This is a genomic window from Natrarchaeobius halalkaliphilus (genome assembly GCF_003841485.1).
Classification (GTDB): domain Archaea; phylum Halobacteriota; class Halobacteria; order Halobacteriales; family Natrialbaceae; genus Natrarchaeobius; species Natrarchaeobius halalkaliphilus.
Window position 1 is genome coordinate 171,957 of record NZ_REFY01000002.1, and the last position, 20,879, is coordinate 192,835.

A 20,879-nucleotide genomic window follows, 5' to 3' on the forward strand; every position below is an offset into this window, starting at 1 on the left:
CCCCGACACCGGCCGGAGGTGTCCCGTAATGGGCGGGCTCGTTCAGGGGAACGGGTGTACGATCGACGAGGACGTAACGACCGGATACGGCGAGTTCGACGAACCGACGCGGATCGGACACGACGGGACGATTCGAGCCGGCTCGATCGTCTACGGTGACGTCACGATCGGGGACAGGGTTTCGACCGGACACGACGTGTTGATCCGAGAAGGGACCAGGATCGGGGACGACGTTCTCGTCGGCACGAAAACCGTGATCGACGGACGAACGACGATCGGGTCGCGCGTGAGCCTCCAGACGAACGTCTACGTTCCGACGGAGACGACGATCGGCAGCGACGTGTTCGTCGGTCCGAGCGCGGTGCTGACGAACGACGAGTATCCGGTCCGAAGCGATGGACAACTCCAGGGGCCGACGATCGAGGATGGCGCGTCGATCGGTGCGAACGCCACGCTGTTGCCGGGCGTCACGATCGGAGAGAACGCCTTCGTCGCGGCCGGTGCCGTCGTCACCGACGACGTTCCAGCTGATACGCTCGCCGTCGGATCGCCAGCCACCACACGACCGCTACCTGCGGCCCTCGAGGGGGCGAACCAGATCGCATGACCGATACGACCGAGACTGAAACCGAGACCGATGCGACCGTCGAATCGAGAACGAACGACCGGTCCACCGATGGTGGCGTCGACGCCGACTCGAGTGGCGGCGCCGCCGGATCGAGGTCGCGACCGAGTGCGGACGCTGAGGGTCGACGAGACGAGCCGATAGCGATCGCGGATCCGGCGCTCGGAGACGATGCAAAGCGCCGGGTCGAGTCGGTTATCGACGCCGGCGAGCTCGCGGATGGTCCAGAAGTCAGGGCCTTCGAAGCCGCGTTCGCGGACTACTGCCGAACCGACGAGGCCGTCGCGACCTCGAACGGAACCACGGCGCTGCACGCTGCTCTCGAGGCCCTCGGCGTCGACAACGGCGACGCCGTCGTTACCTCGCCGTTCTCGTTCGTCGCGAGCGCGAACGCGATCCGACTCGCCGGCGGGACGCCGGTGTTCGCCGACGTCGATCCCGAAACCTACACCCTGGACCCGCACGACGTCGAGCGGGTTCTCGCGGAACGAGACGACGTGGTCGGACTCTTGCCGGTCCACCTGTACGGATTGGCCGCGGACATGCCGTCGCTCTGCGATCTCGCTGACGATCACGATCTCTTCGTCCTCGAGGACGCCTGTCAGGCACACGGAGCCGAAATCGATGGCGACCGTGCCGGCGGGTTGGGTGATGCGGCCTGTTTCTCGTTCTATCCGACCAAGAACATGACGACCGGCGAGGGCGGGATCGTCACCACCGACGACGCGGATCTCGCTGACCGAATCTCGAGTTACGTCAACCACGGCCGGGAAACGAGCGGAACGGGAGGGTACGAACACGTCCGGCTCGGTCACAACTTCCGAATGACGAGCCTCGCGGCGGCGATCGGACGCGCACAGCTCGAGCGCCTCCCCGATCTCACCCGGACGCGACGCGACCACGCGGCGTACTACGACGACCGGTTCGACGACCTCTCGCTCGAGACGCCGACGGAGCCACCCGGCTACCGACACGTCTACCATCAGTACACGGTTCGAGTTGACGATCGAGATGGACTTCGAGACGCACTCGAGAGCCGGAACGTCGATTCGGCGGTGTACTACGGGACGCCGATCCATCGACAGCCGGCCTACGAGACCGTCAGCACCGCAGCAGCGCAGCTTCCGAAAGCGGAGCGAGCGGCCGAAACGGTTCTCTCGCTTCCCGTCCACCCGGGTCTCTCGACACGCGACCTCGAAACGGTCGCCGAAACAGTCCGCGATTCGCTCGAAACCACATGAGTACGGAACGAACACCTCTAACGTCACTGCCGGTTCGCGTCGGCGTCATCGGCGTCGGCGCGATGGGGAAAAATCACGCGCGAATATACAGCGAACTGCGAGACGTAGATCTCGTCGGCGTCACCGACCGGGATACCGACGCCGCCACTCGAGTCGCTGGGGAGTACGGAACCGAATCGCTCGCGCTCGAGCGGCTGCTCGAGCGATGCGACGCGGTCAGCGTTGCCGTTCCGACCCACGTCCACGCCGACGTGGTTTCGCGGTGTTTCGAGGCCGGCGTTCACGTGCTCGTCGAGAAGCCGATCGCGGAGACGATCGAGGAGGGACGAGAGATGGCGGCCCACGCTCGCGACGCCGGGCTGCTCTTGCAGGTCGGCCACATCGAGCGGTTCAATCCGGCGGTTCGGACGGTCAGCGAGCTGATCGACGATCTGGACGTGATCAGCCTGGAAGCCGAGCGTCTCGGCCCGCCCACCGACCGATCGGCGCTGGGAAACGTCGTCTTCGATCTGATGGTCCACGACGTCGACATCGTCGGTGCAATCCTCGGTGCCGAGCCGGACTCGATCTCAGCGATGGGAACCGGTGATGGCAAGTACGCGACTGCGACGGTCGAATACGACGACGTCGTGGCGAGGCTCACGGCGAGTCGAGTCACCCAGAAGAAGGTGCGCAAGCTCACGGTGACCGCTCGAGAGTGCCTCGTCGAGGTCGACTACCTCGAGCAGTCCGTGCTGATCCATCGCGACTCCTATCCAGAGTACCTGATCGACGACGGACAGCGCCGCTACCGACACGAGAGCGTCGTCGAGCGCCCGCGAGTCGACAACGGCGAACCGCTCCGTCACGAACTCGAGTCGTTCCTCGAGGCGGCCCGGACCGGGTCGGAACCGGTGGTGACGGCCCAGGACGGGATCGACGCGCTCGAGACGGTCCAGCGGATCGACGGGATCGTTTCCGACGACGGGCACTCGGATGAGGAGGGACAGGCCCAACAGCGCGAGCAAGACGGAGCGCAGCCGGACCACGAATCGGATCAGGAACGCGAACAGGAGGTGCAGGCCTGATGGTCGACGGCGATGGACTCTACGGCTCGAGTCGGTCAGACGAGCAACAGCGGGCGCTGTTGACGAGCGGCCGCGTTCCGGTCGCCGTCTACGGGCTCGGAAAAATGGGGTTGCCCCTCGCTGGGGTCTACGCGGAGACGACCGGCAACGTCACCGGCGTCGACATCGATCCGTCCGTCGTCGGGACCGTGACGAACGGCGAGAGTCACGTCGTCGGCGAGCCGGGACTCGAGGCTCTAATCGCGGATCAGGTCGCCGCCGGACGCCTCGAGGCGACGACGGACGGAACGGCCGCAGCCGAGCGTGCCCGGATCCACGTCGTGATCGTTCCGACGTTGCTCGACGACCGCCAGAAACCGGATCTCTCGACCGTCGATTCGGTGGCGGATGACATCGCGGCTGGACTCTCCCCTGGTGATCTGGTGATCGCGGAATCGACCCTGCCGCCGGGAACCTGTCGGGACGTCCTGCGGCCGCATCTGGCGGGCAAGAGCGGGCTCGAGTCCGACGCGTTCGGGCTGGCGTTCTGTCCCGAGCGCACTTCCTCGGGGACGGCGCTTCGGGACGTTCGCGGTCAGTATCCGAAAGTCGTCGGCGGCGTCGACGCGGAAAGCGGACGGGCGGCCGCCATCGTCTACGACGAGCTCTCGAGCAACGACGTCCACCTCGTCTCGGATGCCACGACCGCCGAGGCGGTGAAGGTCTTCGAGGGGATCTATCGCGACGTCAACATCGCGCTCGCGAACGAACTTGGACGGCTGGCCGACGAGCTCGAAATCTCGGTTCGGGAGGCGATCGAGACGGCGAACGACCTTCCCATGTGTCAGATCCACGACCCCGGCCCCGGCGTTGGCGGTCACTGCATTCCTTACTATCCGCACTTCCTCCTCTCGCGGATGACTGAACCGATGGAGTTGACACGAACGGCGCGAACGGTGAACGACGGGATGCCGACCGTCACTGCCGACCGCCTCGAGGAGGAGCTCTCGTCCGTCGGAACCTCGATCGCGGAGGCATCGGTCGTCGTGCTCGGGCTCACCTACCGCGCCGGCGTCGAGGAAACCCGCGCCTCGCCGGCGATCGACCTCGTCGAAACGCTCGAGGATCGCGGCGCGGCCGTCGCCGGCATCGATCCGCTCGTCGATCCGGCGAGTTGCGGCGCTCGCCCGGTCGAGATCGATCGGCTCGAGGAGGAGCACTTCGATGCGGCCGTCATCGTCACGCCCCACGAGGAGTTCGATCGAATTCCCTGGACGGCACTCGAGTCGATGATCGTCGTCGACACGCGAGACGCGATGGATCTTTCCGGAACCGACCACCGAGTGTATACGCTCGCCGGGTCCGCCGACGGACGGCGACCCCGCGCCGGAGCGAGCGGGGACGCAGTCGACCGTCCGGACGGCGAGCCCGGATCCGAGCACGGAACCGCGAGCGTGCGCCGAACGGACGGGGGAAACGATGTATAAGGGAAAAACGATCGGCGTCGTCGTCACGGCCTACGACGAGTCGGCGTTCGTCGGTCGGGTCATCGAGACGGTACCCGACTTCGTCGACCGGATCTACGTCGTCGACGACGCGTCGCCGGACGACAGTTGGGCGGTGATCCAGCGCGTCGCCTCGAGGATGAACGACCGCGTCGAACCGTCGCGGGCGGTGGCCGACGGTGGGGATAGTGCCGACGGCGAAGCCGGTCGTCGCGTGATGACGATCCGCCACGAGGAAAACCGCGGCTACGGTGGCGCGGTCAAGACGGGGTACGAACGAGCCTCTGAGGACGGTATCGACGTCGTCGCCGTGATGAACGGCGACGGTCAGATGGATCCCGCGATTCTCGACCGGATCATCGATCCCGTCGCCACCGGCGAGGCGGACTACGCCAAGGGAAACAGACTGCTCCACCCGGACGACCGAGAGGGGATGTCGTCGTTCCGGCTGCTCGGAAACGCGATGCTCACCGGTCTCTCGAAGTTCGCGTCCGGCTACTGGACGATCGGGGATCCCCAGAACGGCTACACTGCGATCTCGGGTGAGACGATCGAGGAACTCGACCTCGAGTCGATCACCGATCAGTACGGCTTCCTGAATCACATCCTCACCCATCTCAACCTCAACGGCTGTCGCGTCGCGGACGTCTCGATGTCCGCGGTCTACGGGGACGAGGAGAGCAGTATTCGGTACGTCCCCTTCGTTCGCTACGTCTCGTTGCTGTTGCTCCAGAGTTTCCTCTGGCGGCTCAAACGACGCTACGTGCTCGAGGGGTTTCACCCGACCGTACTCTTTTATGCAACTGGGGCTACCGGCCTGGCCGGCGGAGCGTTCTGTCTTCTCGGTGCGCTCGGTCGAAGCCTCCGCGGAAAGGAGGGGTTTTCGGGCGGAATCGCCGCGTTCGTCGCCGTTTTGCTCGGCCTCGTCTCGCTCGGAATCGCGATCTCGATGGACGCCGACGAGAGCGAGGAACTCGAGGTGACGTACTACGAGTACAGCGGCGAGGAGACGGAGATCGACCGGCCGGCAGACCGACCGATCGAAGCACACCAGCAGCTGGACTGATGCGATTTGCTGTTTCGGTGTCCAGCGTAGGTTCCGGATGGTCGGGGCGGTCCGTCGTGACGGTCGCGGTTGCGTCGGCAGCGGCGTCCAGGAGCCCGTACGATCCGTTTTTAGTCGGTAGTCCGATCCGGTCGAAACCGTCGGACGTACGGACGCATCGTGCGAGCCGACTACTCCGACGCCGACCGCGGTGCGAGTGCGTCCCTCGTCCGGTCGGTAACCCGCTCGAGCGTTCCCCTCGCCGTTGCGACGTCGACCAGCAGGTCAGTCAGGTCGGTTAGTCCGCCGACGTACTCCCGTCGGCGTCGCTGCCACCGCTCGTCGGCCGTCTCGTCGGTGAGAAGCGCCAGAGCGCGATCCCGAACTGCCGCGTACTCGTCGAACTGTTCCGCGAGGCCGACTCGCTCGAGTTCCCGGAACTCGCCGTACTCGTGATCGTCGCTCCCGCGATACCGGAGTGCGGGCGTGCCGAGGAGTGCGGCCTCGTTGACCATCGTACCCGTATCCGCGACCAGCAGCGACGCTTCGGCCATCGCGTCGTGGATCAGCGCTGGATGTAAGTCGTACGGACGAGCCGGCAGTCCGGACAGGTCCATCTCGCCACTCTCGTCGGAGACGAAGACGGTCGCGCGTTCGCTCAGTCGCTCTACCAACTCCCGTCGCTCGCGTGATTTGAATCCCTCGAGGCCGCCATCGTGGAGCGCGTCGAGGGCGTTGAACCGTACCAGCGCGAACGGTTCGTCCGCGCCGACGCCGAGGTACTCGCGAACGGCACCGTCGGGTTCGAACACCGCCGGGTGGAGGTAGGCGCACTCTTTGAAGCCCTCGAAGGTGTAGTGGTCGCTCCCGAGATCGCGGCGGGTGACCGCCGGCGAGAGGATGCAGTCCGCGAACGGACGGGACACGGTGTGGTTGAAGTCGCCGGGTTCGTCGTCGAGAACGAGGACGGTCGGCGCTCGAGCGATCGTTCCCGCGAGGGCGGCGTACGGCCCCCGACCGAAGACGACGTCCGGTCGGAATCGCAGCGACTGTGACGTGATCCGAGCCGCCTGCTCCGTGAGCTCGCGAGCGAGCCTGGGTTTCGACGGGGCGGCCGTCTCGTGGGTACCGTACCGTCGGTAGGGAAGACCGAAGAACTCGAGTAGGTCGGTCGTACAGGCGTACTCCCTCGTCAGAACGAGTACCTCGTGTCCGGCCCCCTCGAGTCGGGAGACGGCGTGGCGGTACAGGTGAACGTGGGCGGGCGTATTGGCGAAGACGAGAATCCGCATCGAACGCTGATTGTCGCCCGCAGCGCTTTGTAATCGTACACGTACAGGCGACCGTCGTCTGCGGCCGGATCCGGGCGGGATCAGATCGGAGAGTGAACAGCCGGGACGGAGCGACTCGGGATGGGACGACCGTCTGCGGAAGGAGCGCGGTTCACCGCCCGAGCGCGCCGGTCGACTCGAGGCGGTCGGTCCGAAAAAGAGACGGTTAACAAAGCGTCGTCGGTGGCTGGTACGGCTAGACCGAGATGGACGTTCTCACGCTGACGACGAACGCCGATGCGCCGTTCATGAACGAGCAGATGCGCGTCATGGAACGACGCGGTGTCTCCTTTTCGACGCTGTCGGTTTCGGGCGATGGTCGTGCGGGTCACTCCCGGAGCCCGGCCGATTACCTTCGATTCTTGCCGACGGTCATCCGCGAGTCCGCGAACGGCTACGACCTGGTCCACGCCCACTACGGGCTGACGGCACCGATGGCGCTCTCACAGCTGCGCAAACCGGTGGTTCTCTCGCTGTGGGGCTCTGACATCTACGGGCCGATCGAGCCGCTCAGCCGGGCCTGTGTGCCGCTGTGTGACGAGGTCGTCGTTATGTCGGAGGAGATGCGCCGATACCTGGGTCGTGACTGCGTCGTGATCCCCGACGGGGTCGACCTCGAGAAGTTCCAGCCCGGACCGAAGGCGAGCGCTCGCGACGCGGTGGGCTGGGACGACGACGGCTATCACGTGCTCTTTCCGTACACGCCGGCCCGCGAGGTGAAAAACTACCCGCGCGCTCGCCGGATCGTCAACGCGGTCAACGGTCTGATCGACGAGCCGGTTCGACTCCACACCGTCTACGACGTCGACCACGATGCGATCCCGGACTACATGAACGCCGCCGACGCGCTGCTTTTGACCTCCCACAGCGAGGGATCTCCGAACTCGGTCAAGGAGGCGCTCGCGTGTAACCTGCCCGTCGTCTCCGTCGACGTCGGAGACGTCCGAACGCGGCTCGAGGGCGTCGAACCGTCACACGTCGGAACCGACGACGACGATCTCGTCGAGGGACTCCGGAGAGTTCTCGAGCGCGACGAGCGGTCGAACGGTCGCGAACGTGCACGCGATGTCAGTATCAATCGAACCGCAGACCGGATGCTCGGAGTCTACGAGCGACTGGTTTGAGGCCGTTCGATCGGTTTTCGCGGTCAACGGAGCCGTCGACGCCCGGTACGGCCGCTATTTTCGGCGGTGGCGATACCAGGACATCGTCTCCGGCAAGTGGGCCTCGAGCGGCTCGTACTCGTAGCCAAGCTCCTCGTGGGCTTTCTGTGAGGTGTAGAACAGCCGCCGGGTCGCGAGCCGGGCCATCTGCCGGTCGAAGGGAAACACCTGACGATCGGTGACCGTTCCGACGGCTTCGACGACCGGGCCGGCGGCGTGAATCGCCGCCGACGGGACGGGTAGACGGGCCGGAGAGCCGCCGGTGTTATCGGAGATCCGAGAGACGGCACGGTCGTAAGTGAGGTTCTCACCGCCGAGGATGTAATGCTCGCCGGAGGTGCCGGATCGGTACGCCGCGAGCAATCCGTCGACGACGTCGGAGACTCCGACGATGCTCAGGCCGCCCGGGAGGTAGGCAGGCATCGTCGGCTCGGTCCCCATCGCGATCAGCTGGGCCGTAAACGAGCCGTCGCCCGGACCGAAGATCGACGTCGGGTGGACGGTGACGGCGTCGCCCTCGGTGCGAGCGTACCGATCCACCAGCCCCTCTGCCGCGGCTTTCGAACGCTGGTAGGCTCCGATCGGCTCCGCGACGTCGCGTTCGTCGGCGAACGTTCCGGTTCCGTTCGTCCGTCGTGTGCCCGCCGTACTGGTGAACACGAGCCTGCCGACGTCGCTCGCCCGACAGGCTCGCAGGACCGCCGCCGTTCCGTCGCGGTTGACCCGCTCGACGGTATCCGGTGTCGCACTCCAGAGACCGACGCCGGCCAGGTGAAAGACCGCGTCCGCGCCGTCGACGAGCGACTCGAGCGTCCGCCGATCGAAGAGATCTCCGACGTGCCAGTTCACGTCCTCGAGTCCGTTCTGTTCGTTCGAATCGTCCCCGTTGTCGATTCCGCCTCGATCGGAGGTCGGACGACACAGCCCGTCGACGGTCCACCCATTCTCGAGCAATCGCTCGCAGAGGTGGGTGCCGAGAAAGCCCGTCGCCCCGGTGACCGCGGCGGTTCCGGCTCCGTCCCCGGTCTCGGCCCCGTCCGAGGCCGCGGCTCCGTCCGCCGTCATTGTTCCCCTTCGATCTGTGGCGGGACGGCGTCGCGTCCGACCGTGGCATAGAGGCGATAGGCGGCCGTGACGGCGGGATGCATCGTTCCCGTCGGCGGAAGCTCGCCGCCGCCGAGGCGTTCCCGGATATCCTCGACGTCGACGCGGTCTGCCCCGGCTCCGACGCGCTCGAGCGTGATCGTTTCCGGGCCGTCCTCGAACGCGAGTTCGAGCGCGCGGTCGTCCTCGATCTCGCGCTCCAAGAGCGACGCGCCAACGGCGTCGACCGACGGCGTCGATCCGGCGAAGATCGCGTTCGCGGCGTGGGGGTCGCTTCCGTAGGCGGTCGTCGCGTCGAGCACGGAGAGGACGGGATCGACGACTCGCGTCGCCGCGACGGCGGTCACGTCGGGATCGACGGTGCGCTCGTCGGCTGCCGCGAGCGTGCGCATCCCACCGGCAACCGGTCCCTCCTCGGTCGGCCGAAGCGTCGGAACGACGATCACCGTACTCTCACCAAGCGTCGCCGGGACCGAAAACGGAACCGAGCGACCGTCGACGCAGACGATCTCGTTCGTTCGAGGCTCGTCGCGGACCAGATCGACCGGCTCCGCGTCGAAGCGCTCGAGCAACTCGGGATAGCCCAGGTACGCAAGCGTTCGATCGAACTCGATTCGTTCACCGCTGGCCCCAGCGACGACGAGATCGGCGTCGCCGCGGCTGCGGAGGTAAGAGGCGATCGCGCCGACGACCGCCGGATCGGTCACCATCCCCGTCGACGGATGGAACGGATAGTGGACATCGGGAACGAGGGTGATTCGATCCGCTTCGGTGAGCGCCTCGGTGTTGGCGTCCAGGAGCCGGCGGATCGGCGGCTCGAGCACCGCCATTCGCGCATCGACGTCGGGACGCCAGCCGCCGTGATCGAGACCCGTTCCGGCGGCGACGCGGACGCGATCGTCGGTCATATCGACGTCACCTCCGGCATCTCGAGTTCCTCGGAACCGCGTCGCGCCGCGTGGTCGTAGGCGTCCTCCGCGAGTTCGATCGACCGTCTGCCGTCGGTGCCCTCGACCGGCGGCGACTCGTCGGCTCGAATCGCATCGAGAAAAGCTTCGAGAGCGTCGTAGTGTGCCCGCAGATAGAACGTCGGACCGAAGACGTCGGGTTCGTCTCCGGTCACCCGACTGGCGACGTTCGACAGGGCCGACGTCGCCGCGCTCGCATAGAAGTTCTCGGGGAGGTAGTCTTCGTTGCTGATCGTGCCGGTGATCCCCTCGAGACGAAGCCGAGTGTTGACTTTCGGCAACTCCTCCCACTGGTAGGAGCCACAGTGGAGCGTGATCGTGGTCCCCGTTTCGGGCGCTCGCAGGAGTACCGTCGCCGCGTCCTCGATCGGAAGGTTCAGCGTGCAGCCGGTCGCCGCACTCTGTACCTCGAGGTCGCCGAACAGCCACTCGAGCACGTCGAAACAGTGGATACCGAGTTCGAGCAGCGAGCCACCGCCAGCCGCGTCGGCGTCGAGCGCCCAGCCCGGCGGCGACCGCTCGACCGGTGGACGACCCAGCGGTCCGTCGTTGAGGCGCGTCATCGACGCGTAGGGAACGTGGCCGACGCGTCCGTCGTCGTAGGCGGCCTTGACGCCTGTCACGTCCGGCTGGTACCGGAGGGTGTGATCGACGCCGACGGCGATCCCCCCGGACTTCGCGGCCTCGAGCAGCCGGTCTGCCTCCTCCGTCGATCGCGCGAGAGGTTTCTCGACGAAGACGTCGGTACCCACTTCGGCGGCCCGCTCGACCGCGTCGGCGTGTAAGAACGGCGGAAGCGCGACGACCGCGACGTCTATCGACTCGGAGTCGAGTAGCGTCGCGTAGTCCTCGTACGTTCGGTCGACGCCGGCGCGTTCGGCGCGCTGGCGGTTCTCCGGAACCGCATCCGCCGCAGCGAGAACGTCGACGTTCGCCATTACGCGCGCCGACTTCAGATGGACCATGCCGATGTTTCCGACCCCGAGTATCCCTAGCGTGAGCGTATCCGAGTCGGATTCTCGACTGAGAAGTGCCGTATTCATCCGTCAGTGTGGGGGGCCTCGGCGGGCTTTGTTATCATCGTCGTACAGCTATCACCGGACGAGCGCGTCCTCCTGACCGTTCCAGATCGGTCCGCCGTCGGTTCTCTGTCGGTCGTCTGTTAGCCGTCTCGGTGGCGGCGTCGTGGCTCGGCCGTCGAAGAATCGATCCGGCGACACTACTGCCAGTAGCGACGTGATACAGGTTCGTCCCACGGAAAACCGCACGGTCTGCGCCCGCCCGGCGATTGGGCCGGCACGCGAGTACAGCAGTCCGTTTCAGTCGGACGGCGTCGAGGACAGTTCCGTCGCGTCGTATTCGACCGAAGGGACCCGGCCATCGACCGTTCGGCCGTTCTCAAGACGGCGAGCGGTTTCACCCATCGTCTCGACGCGGATGTCGGTTTCCTCGCGTCGTCGATCGAGGTGCTCGAGAATCGCGCGCATGCGCTCGTCGTCGCGGGGGTCGGTCAGGTTGTTCGGGTGTAGCCACATGTGAAAGACGCCGTCACGACGGGCCGCTTCGTCGATACCGAGGCGAGCCTGAACGACCATGGGATCGGCCCAGACCGACTCGGCGGCCGTCCGCGCCGGCCCCTCGAAGCCGAAGAGGAACAGCGATGCCGGGACGTTCACCAGGCCGTACTCGTCGACGGCCGGCTCGACCAGCATGGATCGGCTTCGGACGATCGAATCGAACAGCCCGCGAACGCCGTCGTGAGTCGGTGATTTGCCGCGATAGACACCGAAGCCGTACTCAGCGAGGACGTCGCGGTGGCCGACGTCGTTGCGCGGGTAGACGAACGACTCTATTGTCCGTCCCCAATCGGCGGCGATGTCCATACTCCGGTCGAGTTCGGCCGCCGCGAGCTCGCGGTCCGTCTCCGGATCGCCAAAGAGGACGTGCGAAAACGAGTGGCTGGCGAACTCGTGGTCCACGTCGGAGTCGAAGAGCGCCTCGACCAGCGCCGGCGCGAATCGAAGATCGGGTCGATTTCGCCACTCGGTTCGCTCGGGGGCGAACCAGCCCGGGGGTGCCGGATGATCCGCGTGGGTACCGTCACAGGAGTCGAGCATGAGGTGGCCAACGACCGCCCACGTAGCCGGCACGTCGTACTCCTCGAGTAACTCGAGCATCACGGACCAGCCGCGGCGACCGGCTTCGACCCGATCGACGGGCGGGGATTCGAAGTCGTGAAATCCCCAGCCGAGTTCGGCGTCGAGCGAGAGAACGACACTACCCATTGTATCCACCACGAGGCCGCGTCATATCGCTGACGGAGACGACCGGACGGTTTTGTTATTGATCGCTTTTCGCGGTCGGTTGGATTATCCCGGTGCCGCGATCGCGGTAATCGTCGGAAGCCACCGTCAGGAAATCACCGGCACGGATCGTTCGCTCCGCGGGAGAGTCGGCTCGTCCGACGGTAACGGTCACGAACGCGCGACCGTCGCGCCCGCTGACGAAGAAACCGAATCGAACAGCGACGCGGTGTTTCGTCGCGGCGACTGAACACCCTCCATAACAAAGCGCGAATCGGGCCACGTCCACGACAGCAAGCGTTCTCAGTACAATCATGAGCGGATTTACTCAGTCGTCCGAGCGAGCGTTCGTGCTCGGGCTCGACGGCGTGCCGTGGAGACGTATCGAACGGTGGTCCGAGGAGGGTAAACTTCCGAACTTCGCCCGAGTGATCGAGGAAGGTGCCTCCGGTCCGCTGATGAGTACCAGTCCGCCGACGACGCCGCTCGCGTGGCCCTCGATCGCGACGGGGGTCTGGCCGGACAAACACGGCATCTACGGCTTTCAGAACCTCTCGTCGTCGTACTCTCACGAGATGTACACGAGTCAGGATCTGACACAGCCGACGCTCTGGGAGCAACTCGCCCCGGCTCACGTGGGCAACGTTCCGATGACCTATCCGGCCACCGAGATCGACGGCACGATGGTCACCGGGATGATGACGCCGTCGACGGAACAGGAGTTTACCCACCCGCCGGAGCTTCGGACCGAGATCGAATCCCGGATCCCGGAGTACCAGATCAGCCTCGACTATCCGAAGTACGCCGATCGACTCGACGACTTCGAGGAGGCGATCGACGGAATGCTCGCGAACCGCCGCGAGCTGATGCGTCTGCAGATGGAACGCGCCGGCGACGACTGGCAGCTGTTTTTTTTCGTCTACACCGCGCCGGACCGGTTCCAGCACCTCGTCTGGGAGACGGACCGATTGCTCGCACACTATCGGCAGCTCGACGAGCTTCTGGGCGAGGTCCTCGAGTACACGGAAACTCACGACAGCGACCTCTACGTCGTCTCCGATCACGGCTTCGGCCCGATCCACGAGCTGATCTACGTCAATCACTTCCTCGAGCGGGAGGGCTACCTCGCCAGACGCGAGGACGAGGGAACGAGGAGTGCGTTCGCGAGCCTCGGGATCTCCCGCGATCGGATCACGAACGCCCTGGAACGGGTCGGTATCTCAGAGGAGATGCTCGTTTCGACGCTTCCGCGGGGGCTGGTCGATTCGGTTGCCGAACAGATTCCGGGCGATCACGCCCTCTACGACGTCGACTACGATCGGACCGTCGCGTTCGTCCACGGCGCGGGCAACTGTTATATCAACGACAGCGAGCGATTCGAACGCGGCGTCGTCTCACCGATGGACGTGCCGGACGTCAAAGCCGAACTCGTCGACGTCTTCGAGTCGGTCACCGACGACGACGGGAACGCGGTACTCACGATCGAAGACGGCGACGAGCTGTTTCCGACCGACGACGGCTCGCCGGATCTGGTCGTCAACGGCGTCGACGGCTACGACTCTCGGAACGCGCTCACCGACGAGCCGTTCGGAGACACCGGAACGTACGCCGCGAGCCACCGCAAGCGAGGGATCATCCTCGGTCACGGCCCCTCGATCGACGCCGGGGCGTCGCTGCGCGGTGCCCGCGTCGTCGACGTCGCGCCGACGCTCCTGCACGGTATCGGCCAGCCCGTTCCCGAAAACGTCGACGGTCGGGTTCTCTTCGACGCGTTCCATCCGGAGGCGACGCCCTCGAGGACGAAAGTCGAGCGCACGAGCGTCTCGAGCCGTGATCGTGACGACGTCGACGACGACTTTGCCGACGTCGAAGACCGCCTGAAAGGACTCGGATATATGGAGTGATAGAGTCACCGTGAGACGGACGATTCAGGACTCGAGTGAGAGGTCGTTGCAAGCAAGACAGTTACGGCCGCGGTAGACGGATGGCCGGTATGGTCGACGACGACCTCGAACTCGAGCGAGACCTCGGTGAGGCGGAGATTGTCTACGAGGATCCGGAGGAGGGAACAGTCACGAAACGAGTACCGAACGAACACGTCGCGTACTTTCAGGATCACTGGATCGTCAAGACCGACGAAGACGAAGAGGGTCACGACATCGTTCGTCGGATACCGGCGCGCCGGGTCCACTACGTGGAGCGATCGGTCGAGCAGTTCGAAGAGGAAGTTCAGACGCTGGTCGATCAGGTGCAGTCGTTCGCGTCCAACCTGCGGACGAAAATCCCGGTCGGCGGCGACACGAGCGAAGACGAGGACGCACCTCCCGTCGAGATCGGGCTCGATGACGACGAAGGGCGCCAAAATTCCGATCGGTGACGGCGAGCGCCGGGACTGATTCCGTCGCGGGGCTGGTTCCGCTGGGATGGATCACCGGCGGGAACGGACGCGATCCGCGCCGATTTTCGCCGCCTTCAGCGCCGGATAGACGCCGTTGTACACTCGAGTCGGCGCGTTTCTCGCACCCGCACGGAACAGCCGGTGTGACAGCGGCGGTCGGGAATCCGCGACGAGTTCGTCGAGGTCGGCCTCTACGAGCCACTCGAAAAACGCCGCCTCGTTTTCGGAGGACGGTTCAGTCTCCCGAACCCGGTCTCTGATGTCGCCCCACATGTGGCGTTCGTCCTGACCGAGCACCCACTCGCCGGAGTCGAGGGCGGCTCGGATTTCGTCGTAGTCGCCGTCCGCGAAGGGGTAGCCGTGGGCCGTCGGCTCGAGTCCGGCGAGACGGAGTCCGACGGCGGTTCGGTAGCACTTCTCGCACTCGCCGCAGTTGCCGTCCATCCGGACGTTACAGGTCTGAAGCTCGAGTTCCGGAGTCGACGTCCCGACGTAGTCCGCGATGAGGTCGAGTCGCTCCTGTCGCGTCAGGTCGTATGCGTCGTGGTGACAGCGCGTTCCCGTCCAGCGGACGTGATCGTCGATGTCCGGTCGCGAGCCCCACTCGAGGTCGATTCCGTCCCAGTGAGTCGCGGCGACGAGGAGGTCGTCGACGCCCCGAACGTAGGCCATCGGCGCACAGAGGCCGAGCAGGCCGAGGCCGTGGCCGACGGAGCTGTACCAGGCACCGTCGACGTGGCGCTTGTAGTGTGCGAGTAACATCGGATGATCGAGCGCCGAGAGGACGTTCGATTCGATGAAGGCCGTCTCGAGGTCGCGTTCGTCTGCGAACGAGGAGACGCGCGCCCGCAGGTCGTTCCACTTCTCGTCGTCGGACGGGTCGGGTGTGATCGTCCACCCACGGACGCTCACGAGCGTGGGCCGTTCCTCGCGGTGACGGACGTACGAACACGTCGAATCCACGCCGCCGGTAAACAGCAGGGCGCTCTTCGGATCGCTCGTCGAACCGCCGGCAGCTTCGCCAGCTGATGCGCCGGGTTGGGACGACATCTCCGGATCGATCGTCCGTCGTGCGTAGAGCGTCCCGCCCTCGAGAAAATCGTACATCGAGAGCAGCGAGGCCTTGACGTCTTCGAGCGCGCGGGCGAAGGCGGCGTCGACCTCGTCGACGTAGACGTCAGCCCCGTTCGCCCACGCGACGGGACAGACGTTGGCGAGGACGGGAATCGCGAGGATGCCTTCGGGAACGTCTTCGATCGAGCGGTCGTAGTCGATCCTGAACGGGTCGCCCGTGACGAACCGCTCGAGGTCGGCCGACGGTCGTACGTCGCACTCGAGGCTGGTGCCGTCCGCGGTTATCCGGTCGACGATGAACGATGACATGGTGTGTAAAACGGCGGTCGCCGCCGCCCCGAGCTATCACGCAGGGGTACAAAAACGGGGAGAACCGTTGATCGATCGAACGAATTCGATCCGGACGGAAATCCCGGCGTATACCGCGTCTCTGCAGCCCGGAGACGGGCGCTCTGACCGTCTCTCACGGGCGGTCCGGAGCGCCTCGACGGCGGCGGCTGTACAGTCGTCATACTCACTTTGAAAATCGAAGTAATGGGGGAGAAGCCTCGAAAGCGGAGTTTTCATCGACGGGTCGAGCAACCGAACGCGATCGGACGGGGCCACAGGCGCGACCGCTCGAGTTGGCCTCGAGCGATAGGACCCCTATAACAAACGTCGGTTTCGGTGAGGTAGCCGCCAAGAGATGCGTACCGACACGAGACTGTCCGGATTTCGAACGGAGAGACGATGAAACGGACGACGAACGTGATCTTCGCCGCCGGATTCTTCGCGCTCGCGGCGGGGCTGCTCATCGCGCGCGATCAGCCAGCGGCGGGCTACGAGGCGTCGGTGTACGCGGGAACCCCGAACCTGGCGTGGGCGTGTTTCGGGCTCGCGCTCGCGCTCGCCGTCGCGACGACGCTCGGGACTCGAGGGCGCGCCCAGGCCGTCGGCATCGGCCTCGGTTCGATGACGGTCACAGCCATCGTGAGCCTCCCCATCGTCAGGAACTACCGCTTCTCGGGAATGGGCGACGCGCTCACTCACCTCGGATGGACGAGGGATATCGTCGACGGACTGCTGGTTCCTCACGAGCTGATCTACCCCGGCGTCCACTCGCTCGGAGTCGCCTTTCATTTCCTCGGTGGGGTGCCGATCGAGCGAGCGCTGCTCGCCACCATCGTCGTCTTCTTCGTTCCGTTCTTGATTTTCGTTCCGTTGACCGCTCGCGAGATGACCGACAGCGCGACCGCGATGGGCTTCGCGGCGATCGTCTCGTGGACGGTGTTGCCGATCAACAACGTCGCGACGCACATGGGCGTCCACACGAACTCGAACGCGCTGTTTCTGGTCCCGGTCGTGCTCTTTGCACTGATCGCTTCCCTTCGGCGGCCCTCGACGGTCGAGCGCCTGCCGTTCGGCATCTCCCCGTACATCGTTCTCCTCTACCTCACCGGGATCGCGCTGTTGCTGGCCCATCCCCAGCAGATGATCAACGTCGTCGTCCTCGTCGCGACCGTCGCGGGCGTTCAGCTTCTCGCGCGGTGGCGACTCGACGAACACCCTATCGTCGAGCAGCCGACGATGTACACCCCGACGATCGTTCTGGGAACGATATTTACGGTCTGGACCCTCGCCAACGAGCGCTTTAGAACCGCGCTCGTCGGCCTCGTCGAGGGCGTTTTTGCGACGGACGTCGGTACCGGCGCTGAGGTGGACCAGCGCGGCGGATCGCTGGCCGAAATCGGCGGCAGCATCGAAGAACTGTTCGTCGCGATGTTCCTCGACGCGGCGGTGATCGGGCTCGTCGTCGGACTGTTCGTGCTGGCGACGTGGCTCGGCTGGACCGCACTCGACCGCGAGTCGTCCTCGTACGTCACGTACTTCGGGCTCGCGTTGTTCCCGCTCGGCGGCATCTTCCTGATCTACTTCGTGGGGACGCCGACGATGGCGTTCCGGCAAGTCGGGTTCATCTACGTCCTCCTGACGATCCTCGCGGGCGTCGCCCTCGCACACCTCGTGGGCGGGCTCTCGGGAGTGATTACCCGACCGGGTGCGAACACGGTGGCCGCGCTGGGACTGGGGGCGCTGCTCGTCCTCGGACTGACGACCGTCTTCGCGTCGCCGCTCATCTACAGCCCCGGCCAGCACGTCACGGACGCACAGTTCAGCGGCTACGAGACGGGATTCGAGGACGGTGCCGAGGATCGACCGCACGTCGGCCTCGGATACGATCCCTACCGCTTCGATCACGGGCTCTACGGACTCGAGGGTGAAGAGACGTTGAGCGGTGCGACCGTCGCGACCGGCGAAGTCGATCCGGACGAGTTCGAAGCGGGCAACTACAGCGGGGCCTATCACGGCTTCGACTACTACCTCATCGTCACCGAATTCGACGTGACGAGAGAAATCGAGGTCTATCGCGAGCTCCACTACAGCGACTCGGCGCTCGAGGGACTCGACGCCGAACCGACGGTGAACAAGGTGGTCTCGAACGACGATTTCGAGATGTATGCTATCGCTAGCGAAGCGTAAGCCGACGACAGCGCCGAAATTGACTCCATAACAAAGCCGGAGAACGCCCTTCGAAGCTGATACGACAATGTCTGCCCTCGACGACGTGTGCGTGCTGGATTTGACGAGGGTCCTCGGTGGCCCGTACTGTACGATGTTGCTCGCTGACATGGGTGCTGACGTGGTGAAAATCGAACCACCCGGCGGCGATTTCGTCAGGGATACGCCGCCGTTTCACGAGGACGACGACAGCTTCGGCGGCTACTTCCAGAGCATCAATCGGGGCAAGCGAAGCCTCGAGCTCGATTTCACCGACGAGGGCGACCGCGCGGATTTCCTCTCGCTCGTCGAGACCGCCGACGTCGTCGTCGAGAACTACCGCGCGGGGACGATGGAGAAGTTCGATCTCGAGTACGAGCGCCTCGCGGAACGGAACCCGCGGCTCGTCTACGCGGCGATGCGCGGCTTCGGTGATCCCCGGACCGGCTCGAGCCCGAAACAAAACGAGCCGGCGTTCGATCTGGTCGCACAGGCGCTCGGCGGGATAATGCATCACACCGGACAGCCGGACGGACCGCCGACGAAAGTCGGCTTCGGCGTGGGCGACATCTTCACGGGCGTTCTCCACGCGGTGAACATTCTCGCCGCCCTCCACTACCGTCACCGGACCGGAGTCGGTCAGTTCGTCGATACGGCGATGTACGACGCGATGATCAGCCTCGGTGAGCGAGCGGTCTACCAACACTCCTACACCGACGAAACGCCCACGCGGCAGGGAAATTCCCACCCGACCCTGTTTCCGTACAACGCCTTCGAGGCCACCGACGGCTACGTCGTTATCGCGGCGCTGACCGACCGCCACTGGCAGAACCTCTGTGACCGAATGGACCGTCCGGAGTGGGGCCTCGAGTATTCGACAGCCGCCGATCGCCTCGAACACCGGGAGCGACTCGGGGCCGGAATCGACGAGTGGGTCGGCTCACAGTCGGTCGAATCGGTACTCGACGCGCTCAACGGCGCGGTTCCGTGTGGCCCCGTCCAAGACGTCACCGACGTCTACGACTGCGAGCACACCCACAGACGAGAGATGCTGGTGGAGGCGACGCTTCCCGAGACCGACGAAACGGTGACCATCGCCGGCACGCCGATCAAGATGGCCAAGACGCCGCCAACCCCCGGCGACCGGGCACCGCTGCTCGACGAACACCGGGACGAACTCCTCGAACGAGACGAGATACCTCGCTCGAGCCAGCGCGACGGCGACTCGGGTCGCGTCGGCGTGACCGACGGCAGCTCACAGGACGATTGACCAACGAACTATGGCAACAGATCACAGTCTCTCGGAGGAGGGATCGACGAGCGCCGATCGACACGGGCGAGACGAGCGGGAACGAACGGACGAGACGCGTCCGCCGACGGCGGAGCGAACCGACGACGGCTACGTCATCCGACCGTACGAACCCGGGGATCGCGACGACTTTCTGGACCTGTACGACATGGTGCTCGGGGAGCGCAACGAGGAGTGGTTCCGCTGGAAGTACGAGGAGAACCCCTACGTCGATCACGTTCCGATGATCGTCGCAACCCACGGCGGCGACCTCGTCGGTACCAAACCCTGTTTCGCGCTCGAGCTTCGGATCGACTCGCGGACGTACCTCGGCTTCCAGCCCGCGGACGTCATGGTCCATCCGGACCACCGCAGACGGGGTCTCTACTCCCGGACGACCGAACGGCTGAAAGAGCACTACCGGGACCGCGAGCCGGCGCTGTTTTTCAACTTCCCCAACGAGGCGACGCTCTCGGGCAGCCTCAAACACGGCTGGCGAATCGTCGAGGAGGTCCCGACGTTCTACCGCGTCCAGCGACCCGACGCCCTGATCGACCGCGAGGACCGTCTCTCGAGGCTAAGCAGTGCGGCTCACCCCGTCGCATCGGCGTACCTTCGCGCGTGCGAACTGCTGGTCGATCGGCCGGCGAACGTGGTCGTCCACCGGTTCGACGGCCTCCCAACCGAGCAGTTACTCGAACTCTACGACCGAGGCGTTCCGGGAACCATCCACGCAAACCGCACCGAACCGTTCTACGAGTGGCGATTCGAGAACCCCCACTGGTCGTACGACGCCTACGTCGCGACCAGAGACGGTGAGCCGATCGCCGGCGTCGTCGTCGGGACAACGCTCGATGACGGCTCGACGATCACCTGCCTGACCGACGTGGTTCCGCTGGCGACGACTCCCGGTCGGCGCGACGGGCTCCAGGCGATCCTCGACCGAGTCGTAGCCGACCACCGCGAGGCGGATCTGCTCGCCACGAGCGGCCGGGCGATCCCCGCGCCGCTCCTCCGTCGGTTCGGCTTCCTCTCGGACGCCTCGCTTCCGCTGTCGCGGATCACACTGCCGACGACGCAGGTAACGTATCCGATCGCCACCGAGGGCGGTCACGAGTGGACCGTCGGCGCTCGAGCCGTCACGGATCCCGCCAACTGGACGATCACGTTCGCCGAGCAGGACACGTGGTGAACTACTTCGGGGCGCGATCCCGGAGTACTCGGTCTGTTCCGCCTGTCGACAACGAACCCCC

General features: G+C 65.4%; 18 protein-coding genes. 12 read left to right on the top strand and 6 right to left on the bottom strand.

Annotated features, from left to right (window positions below; all coding sequences use genetic code 11):
* Nucleotides 1–28: 28 nt before the first annotated feature.
* Genes EA462_RS04375 through EA462_RS04395 form a run of 5 tightly spaced genes read left to right on the top strand, consistent with a single transcriptional unit; the run spans nt 29 to nt 5,483 of the window.
* On the top strand, nt 29–607 hold the full coding sequence (locus tag EA462_RS04375) for an acyltransferase (RefSeq protein WP_124177357.1): 579 nt from the start codon (nt 29–31) through the stop codon (nt 605–607).
* Nucleotides 604–1,866, top strand: coding sequence for a DegT/DnrJ/EryC1/StrS family aminotransferase (locus EA462_RS04380; protein WP_124177358.1), 1,263 nt, complete (start codon nt 604–606; stop codon nt 1,864–1,866). Before EA462_RS04375 ends, EA462_RS04380 begins: the two co-directional genes overlap by 4 nt.
* Entirely contained in the window at nt 1,863–2,933 is a 1,071-nt protein-coding gene (locus EA462_RS04385; RefSeq protein ID WP_124177359.1) for a Gfo/Idh/MocA family protein, read from the top strand. The genes EA462_RS04380 and EA462_RS04385 overlap by 4 nt, the downstream gene beginning before the upstream one ends.
* Nucleotides 2,933–4,399, top strand: a complete 1,467-nt coding sequence (locus EA462_RS04390) for a nucleotide sugar dehydrogenase (RefSeq protein ID WP_124177360.1) — start codon at nt 2,933–2,935, stop codon at nt 4,397–4,399. The genes EA462_RS04385 and EA462_RS04390 overlap by 1 nt, the downstream gene beginning before the upstream one ends.
* Nucleotides 4,392–5,483: a glycosyltransferase family 2 protein gene (locus EA462_RS04395; protein WP_124177361.1), complete on the top strand. Its 1,092-nt coding sequence runs from the start codon at nt 4,392–4,394 to the stop codon at nt 5,481–5,483. Before EA462_RS04390 ends, EA462_RS04395 begins: the two co-directional genes overlap by 8 nt.
* A 170-nt stretch (nt 5,484–5,653) precedes the next feature.
* Here EA462_RS04395 and EA462_RS04400 read toward each other — a convergent pair whose 3' ends face one another.
* The gene (locus EA462_RS04400; protein WP_124177362.1) at nt 5,654–6,754 is read right to left on the bottom strand and encodes a DUF354 domain-containing protein; all 1,101 of its coding nucleotides are present in this window, start codon (nt 6,752–6,754) and stop codon (nt 5,654–5,656) included.
* Nucleotides 6,755–6,999: 245 nt separating this feature from the next.
* Here EA462_RS04400 and EA462_RS04405 point away from each other — a divergent pair, with 245 nt between their 5' ends.
* On the top strand, nt 7,000–7,917 hold the full coding sequence (locus tag EA462_RS04405; protein ID WP_124177363.1) for a glycosyltransferase: 918 nt from the start codon (nt 7,000–7,002) through the stop codon (nt 7,915–7,917).
* Nucleotides 7,918–7,971: 54 nt separating this feature from the next.
* Here the strand turns inward: EA462_RS04405 and EA462_RS04410 are convergent, their stop codons facing one another.
* The 4 genes from EA462_RS04410 to EA462_RS04425 form a co-directional block, all read right to left on the bottom strand.
* Nucleotides 7,972–9,021, bottom strand: coding sequence for an NAD-dependent epimerase/dehydratase family protein (locus tag EA462_RS04410; RefSeq protein ID WP_124177364.1), 1,050 nt, complete (start codon nt 9,019–9,021; stop codon nt 7,972–7,974).
* Nucleotides 9,018–9,968, bottom strand: coding sequence for a DUF362 domain-containing protein (locus tag EA462_RS04415; RefSeq protein WP_124177365.1), 951 nt, complete (start codon nt 9,966–9,968; stop codon nt 9,018–9,020). Before EA462_RS04415 ends, EA462_RS04410 begins: the two co-directional genes overlap by 4 nt.
* A complete protein-coding gene (locus tag EA462_RS04420) occupies nt 9,965–11,071 on the bottom strand; it encodes a Gfo/Idh/MocA family protein (RefSeq protein ID WP_124177366.1) in 1,107 nt (368 codons plus the stop codon). The genes EA462_RS04415 and EA462_RS04420 overlap by 4 nt, the downstream gene beginning before the upstream one ends.
* Before the next feature lie 276 nt (nt 11,072–11,347).
* Complete coding sequence (locus EA462_RS04425; protein ID WP_124177367.1) at nt 11,348–12,313, bottom strand: polysaccharide deacetylase family protein; 966 nt, start codon at nt 12,311–12,313, stop codon at nt 11,348–11,350.
* A 79-nt stretch (nt 12,314–12,392) separates the two neighbouring features.
* Between EA462_RS04425 and EA462_RS04430 the strand changes: the two genes are divergently transcribed.
* From EA462_RS04430 to EA462_RS04440, 3 genes are all read left to right on the top strand, one after another.
* Nucleotides 12,393–12,581, top strand: coding sequence for a hypothetical protein (locus tag EA462_RS04430; RefSeq protein ID WP_124177368.1), 189 nt, complete (start codon nt 12,393–12,395; stop codon nt 12,579–12,581).
* Between the two features lie 64 nt (nt 12,582–12,645).
* The gene (locus EA462_RS04435; protein WP_124177369.1) at nt 12,646–14,235 is read left to right on the top strand and encodes an alkaline phosphatase family protein; all 1,590 of its coding nucleotides are present in this window, start codon (nt 12,646–12,648) and stop codon (nt 14,233–14,235) included.
* 89 nt (nt 14,236–14,324) lie between these two features.
* Nucleotides 14,325–14,708 (top strand): hypothetical protein, encoded by a 384-nt coding sequence (locus EA462_RS04440; protein WP_124177370.1) that lies wholly within the window; start codon nt 14,325–14,327, stop codon nt 14,706–14,708.
* A 51-nt stretch (nt 14,709–14,759) separates the two neighbouring features.
* On the opposite strand, the gene EA462_RS04445 is transcribed toward EA462_RS04440, so the two are convergent.
* Nucleotides 14,760–16,112, bottom strand: a complete 1,353-nt coding sequence (locus EA462_RS04445; RefSeq protein WP_124177371.1) for a hypothetical protein — start codon at nt 16,110–16,112, stop codon at nt 14,760–14,762.
* A 420-nt stretch (nt 16,113–16,532) separates the two neighbouring features.
* Between EA462_RS04445 and EA462_RS04450 the strand changes: the two genes are divergently transcribed.
* From EA462_RS04450 to EA462_RS04460, 3 genes are all read left to right on the top strand, one after another.
* Nucleotides 16,533–18,320, top strand: coding sequence for a hypothetical protein (locus EA462_RS04450; RefSeq protein ID WP_124177372.1), 1,788 nt, complete (start codon nt 16,533–16,535; stop codon nt 18,318–18,320).
* A gap of 67 nt (nt 18,321–18,387) precedes the next feature.
* Nucleotides 18,388–19,608 (top strand): succinyl-CoA:mesaconate CoA-transferase, encoded by a 1,221-nt coding sequence (gene mct / locus EA462_RS04455; RefSeq protein WP_124177373.1) that lies wholly within the window; start codon nt 18,388–18,390, stop codon nt 19,606–19,608.
* 10 nt (nt 19,609–19,618) lie between these two features.
* The gene (locus EA462_RS04460; protein WP_124177374.1) at nt 19,619–20,818 is read left to right on the top strand and encodes a GNAT family N-acetyltransferase; all 1,200 of its coding nucleotides are present in this window, start codon (nt 19,619–19,621) and stop codon (nt 20,816–20,818) included.
* Nucleotides 20,819–20,879 lie beyond the last annotated feature (61 nt).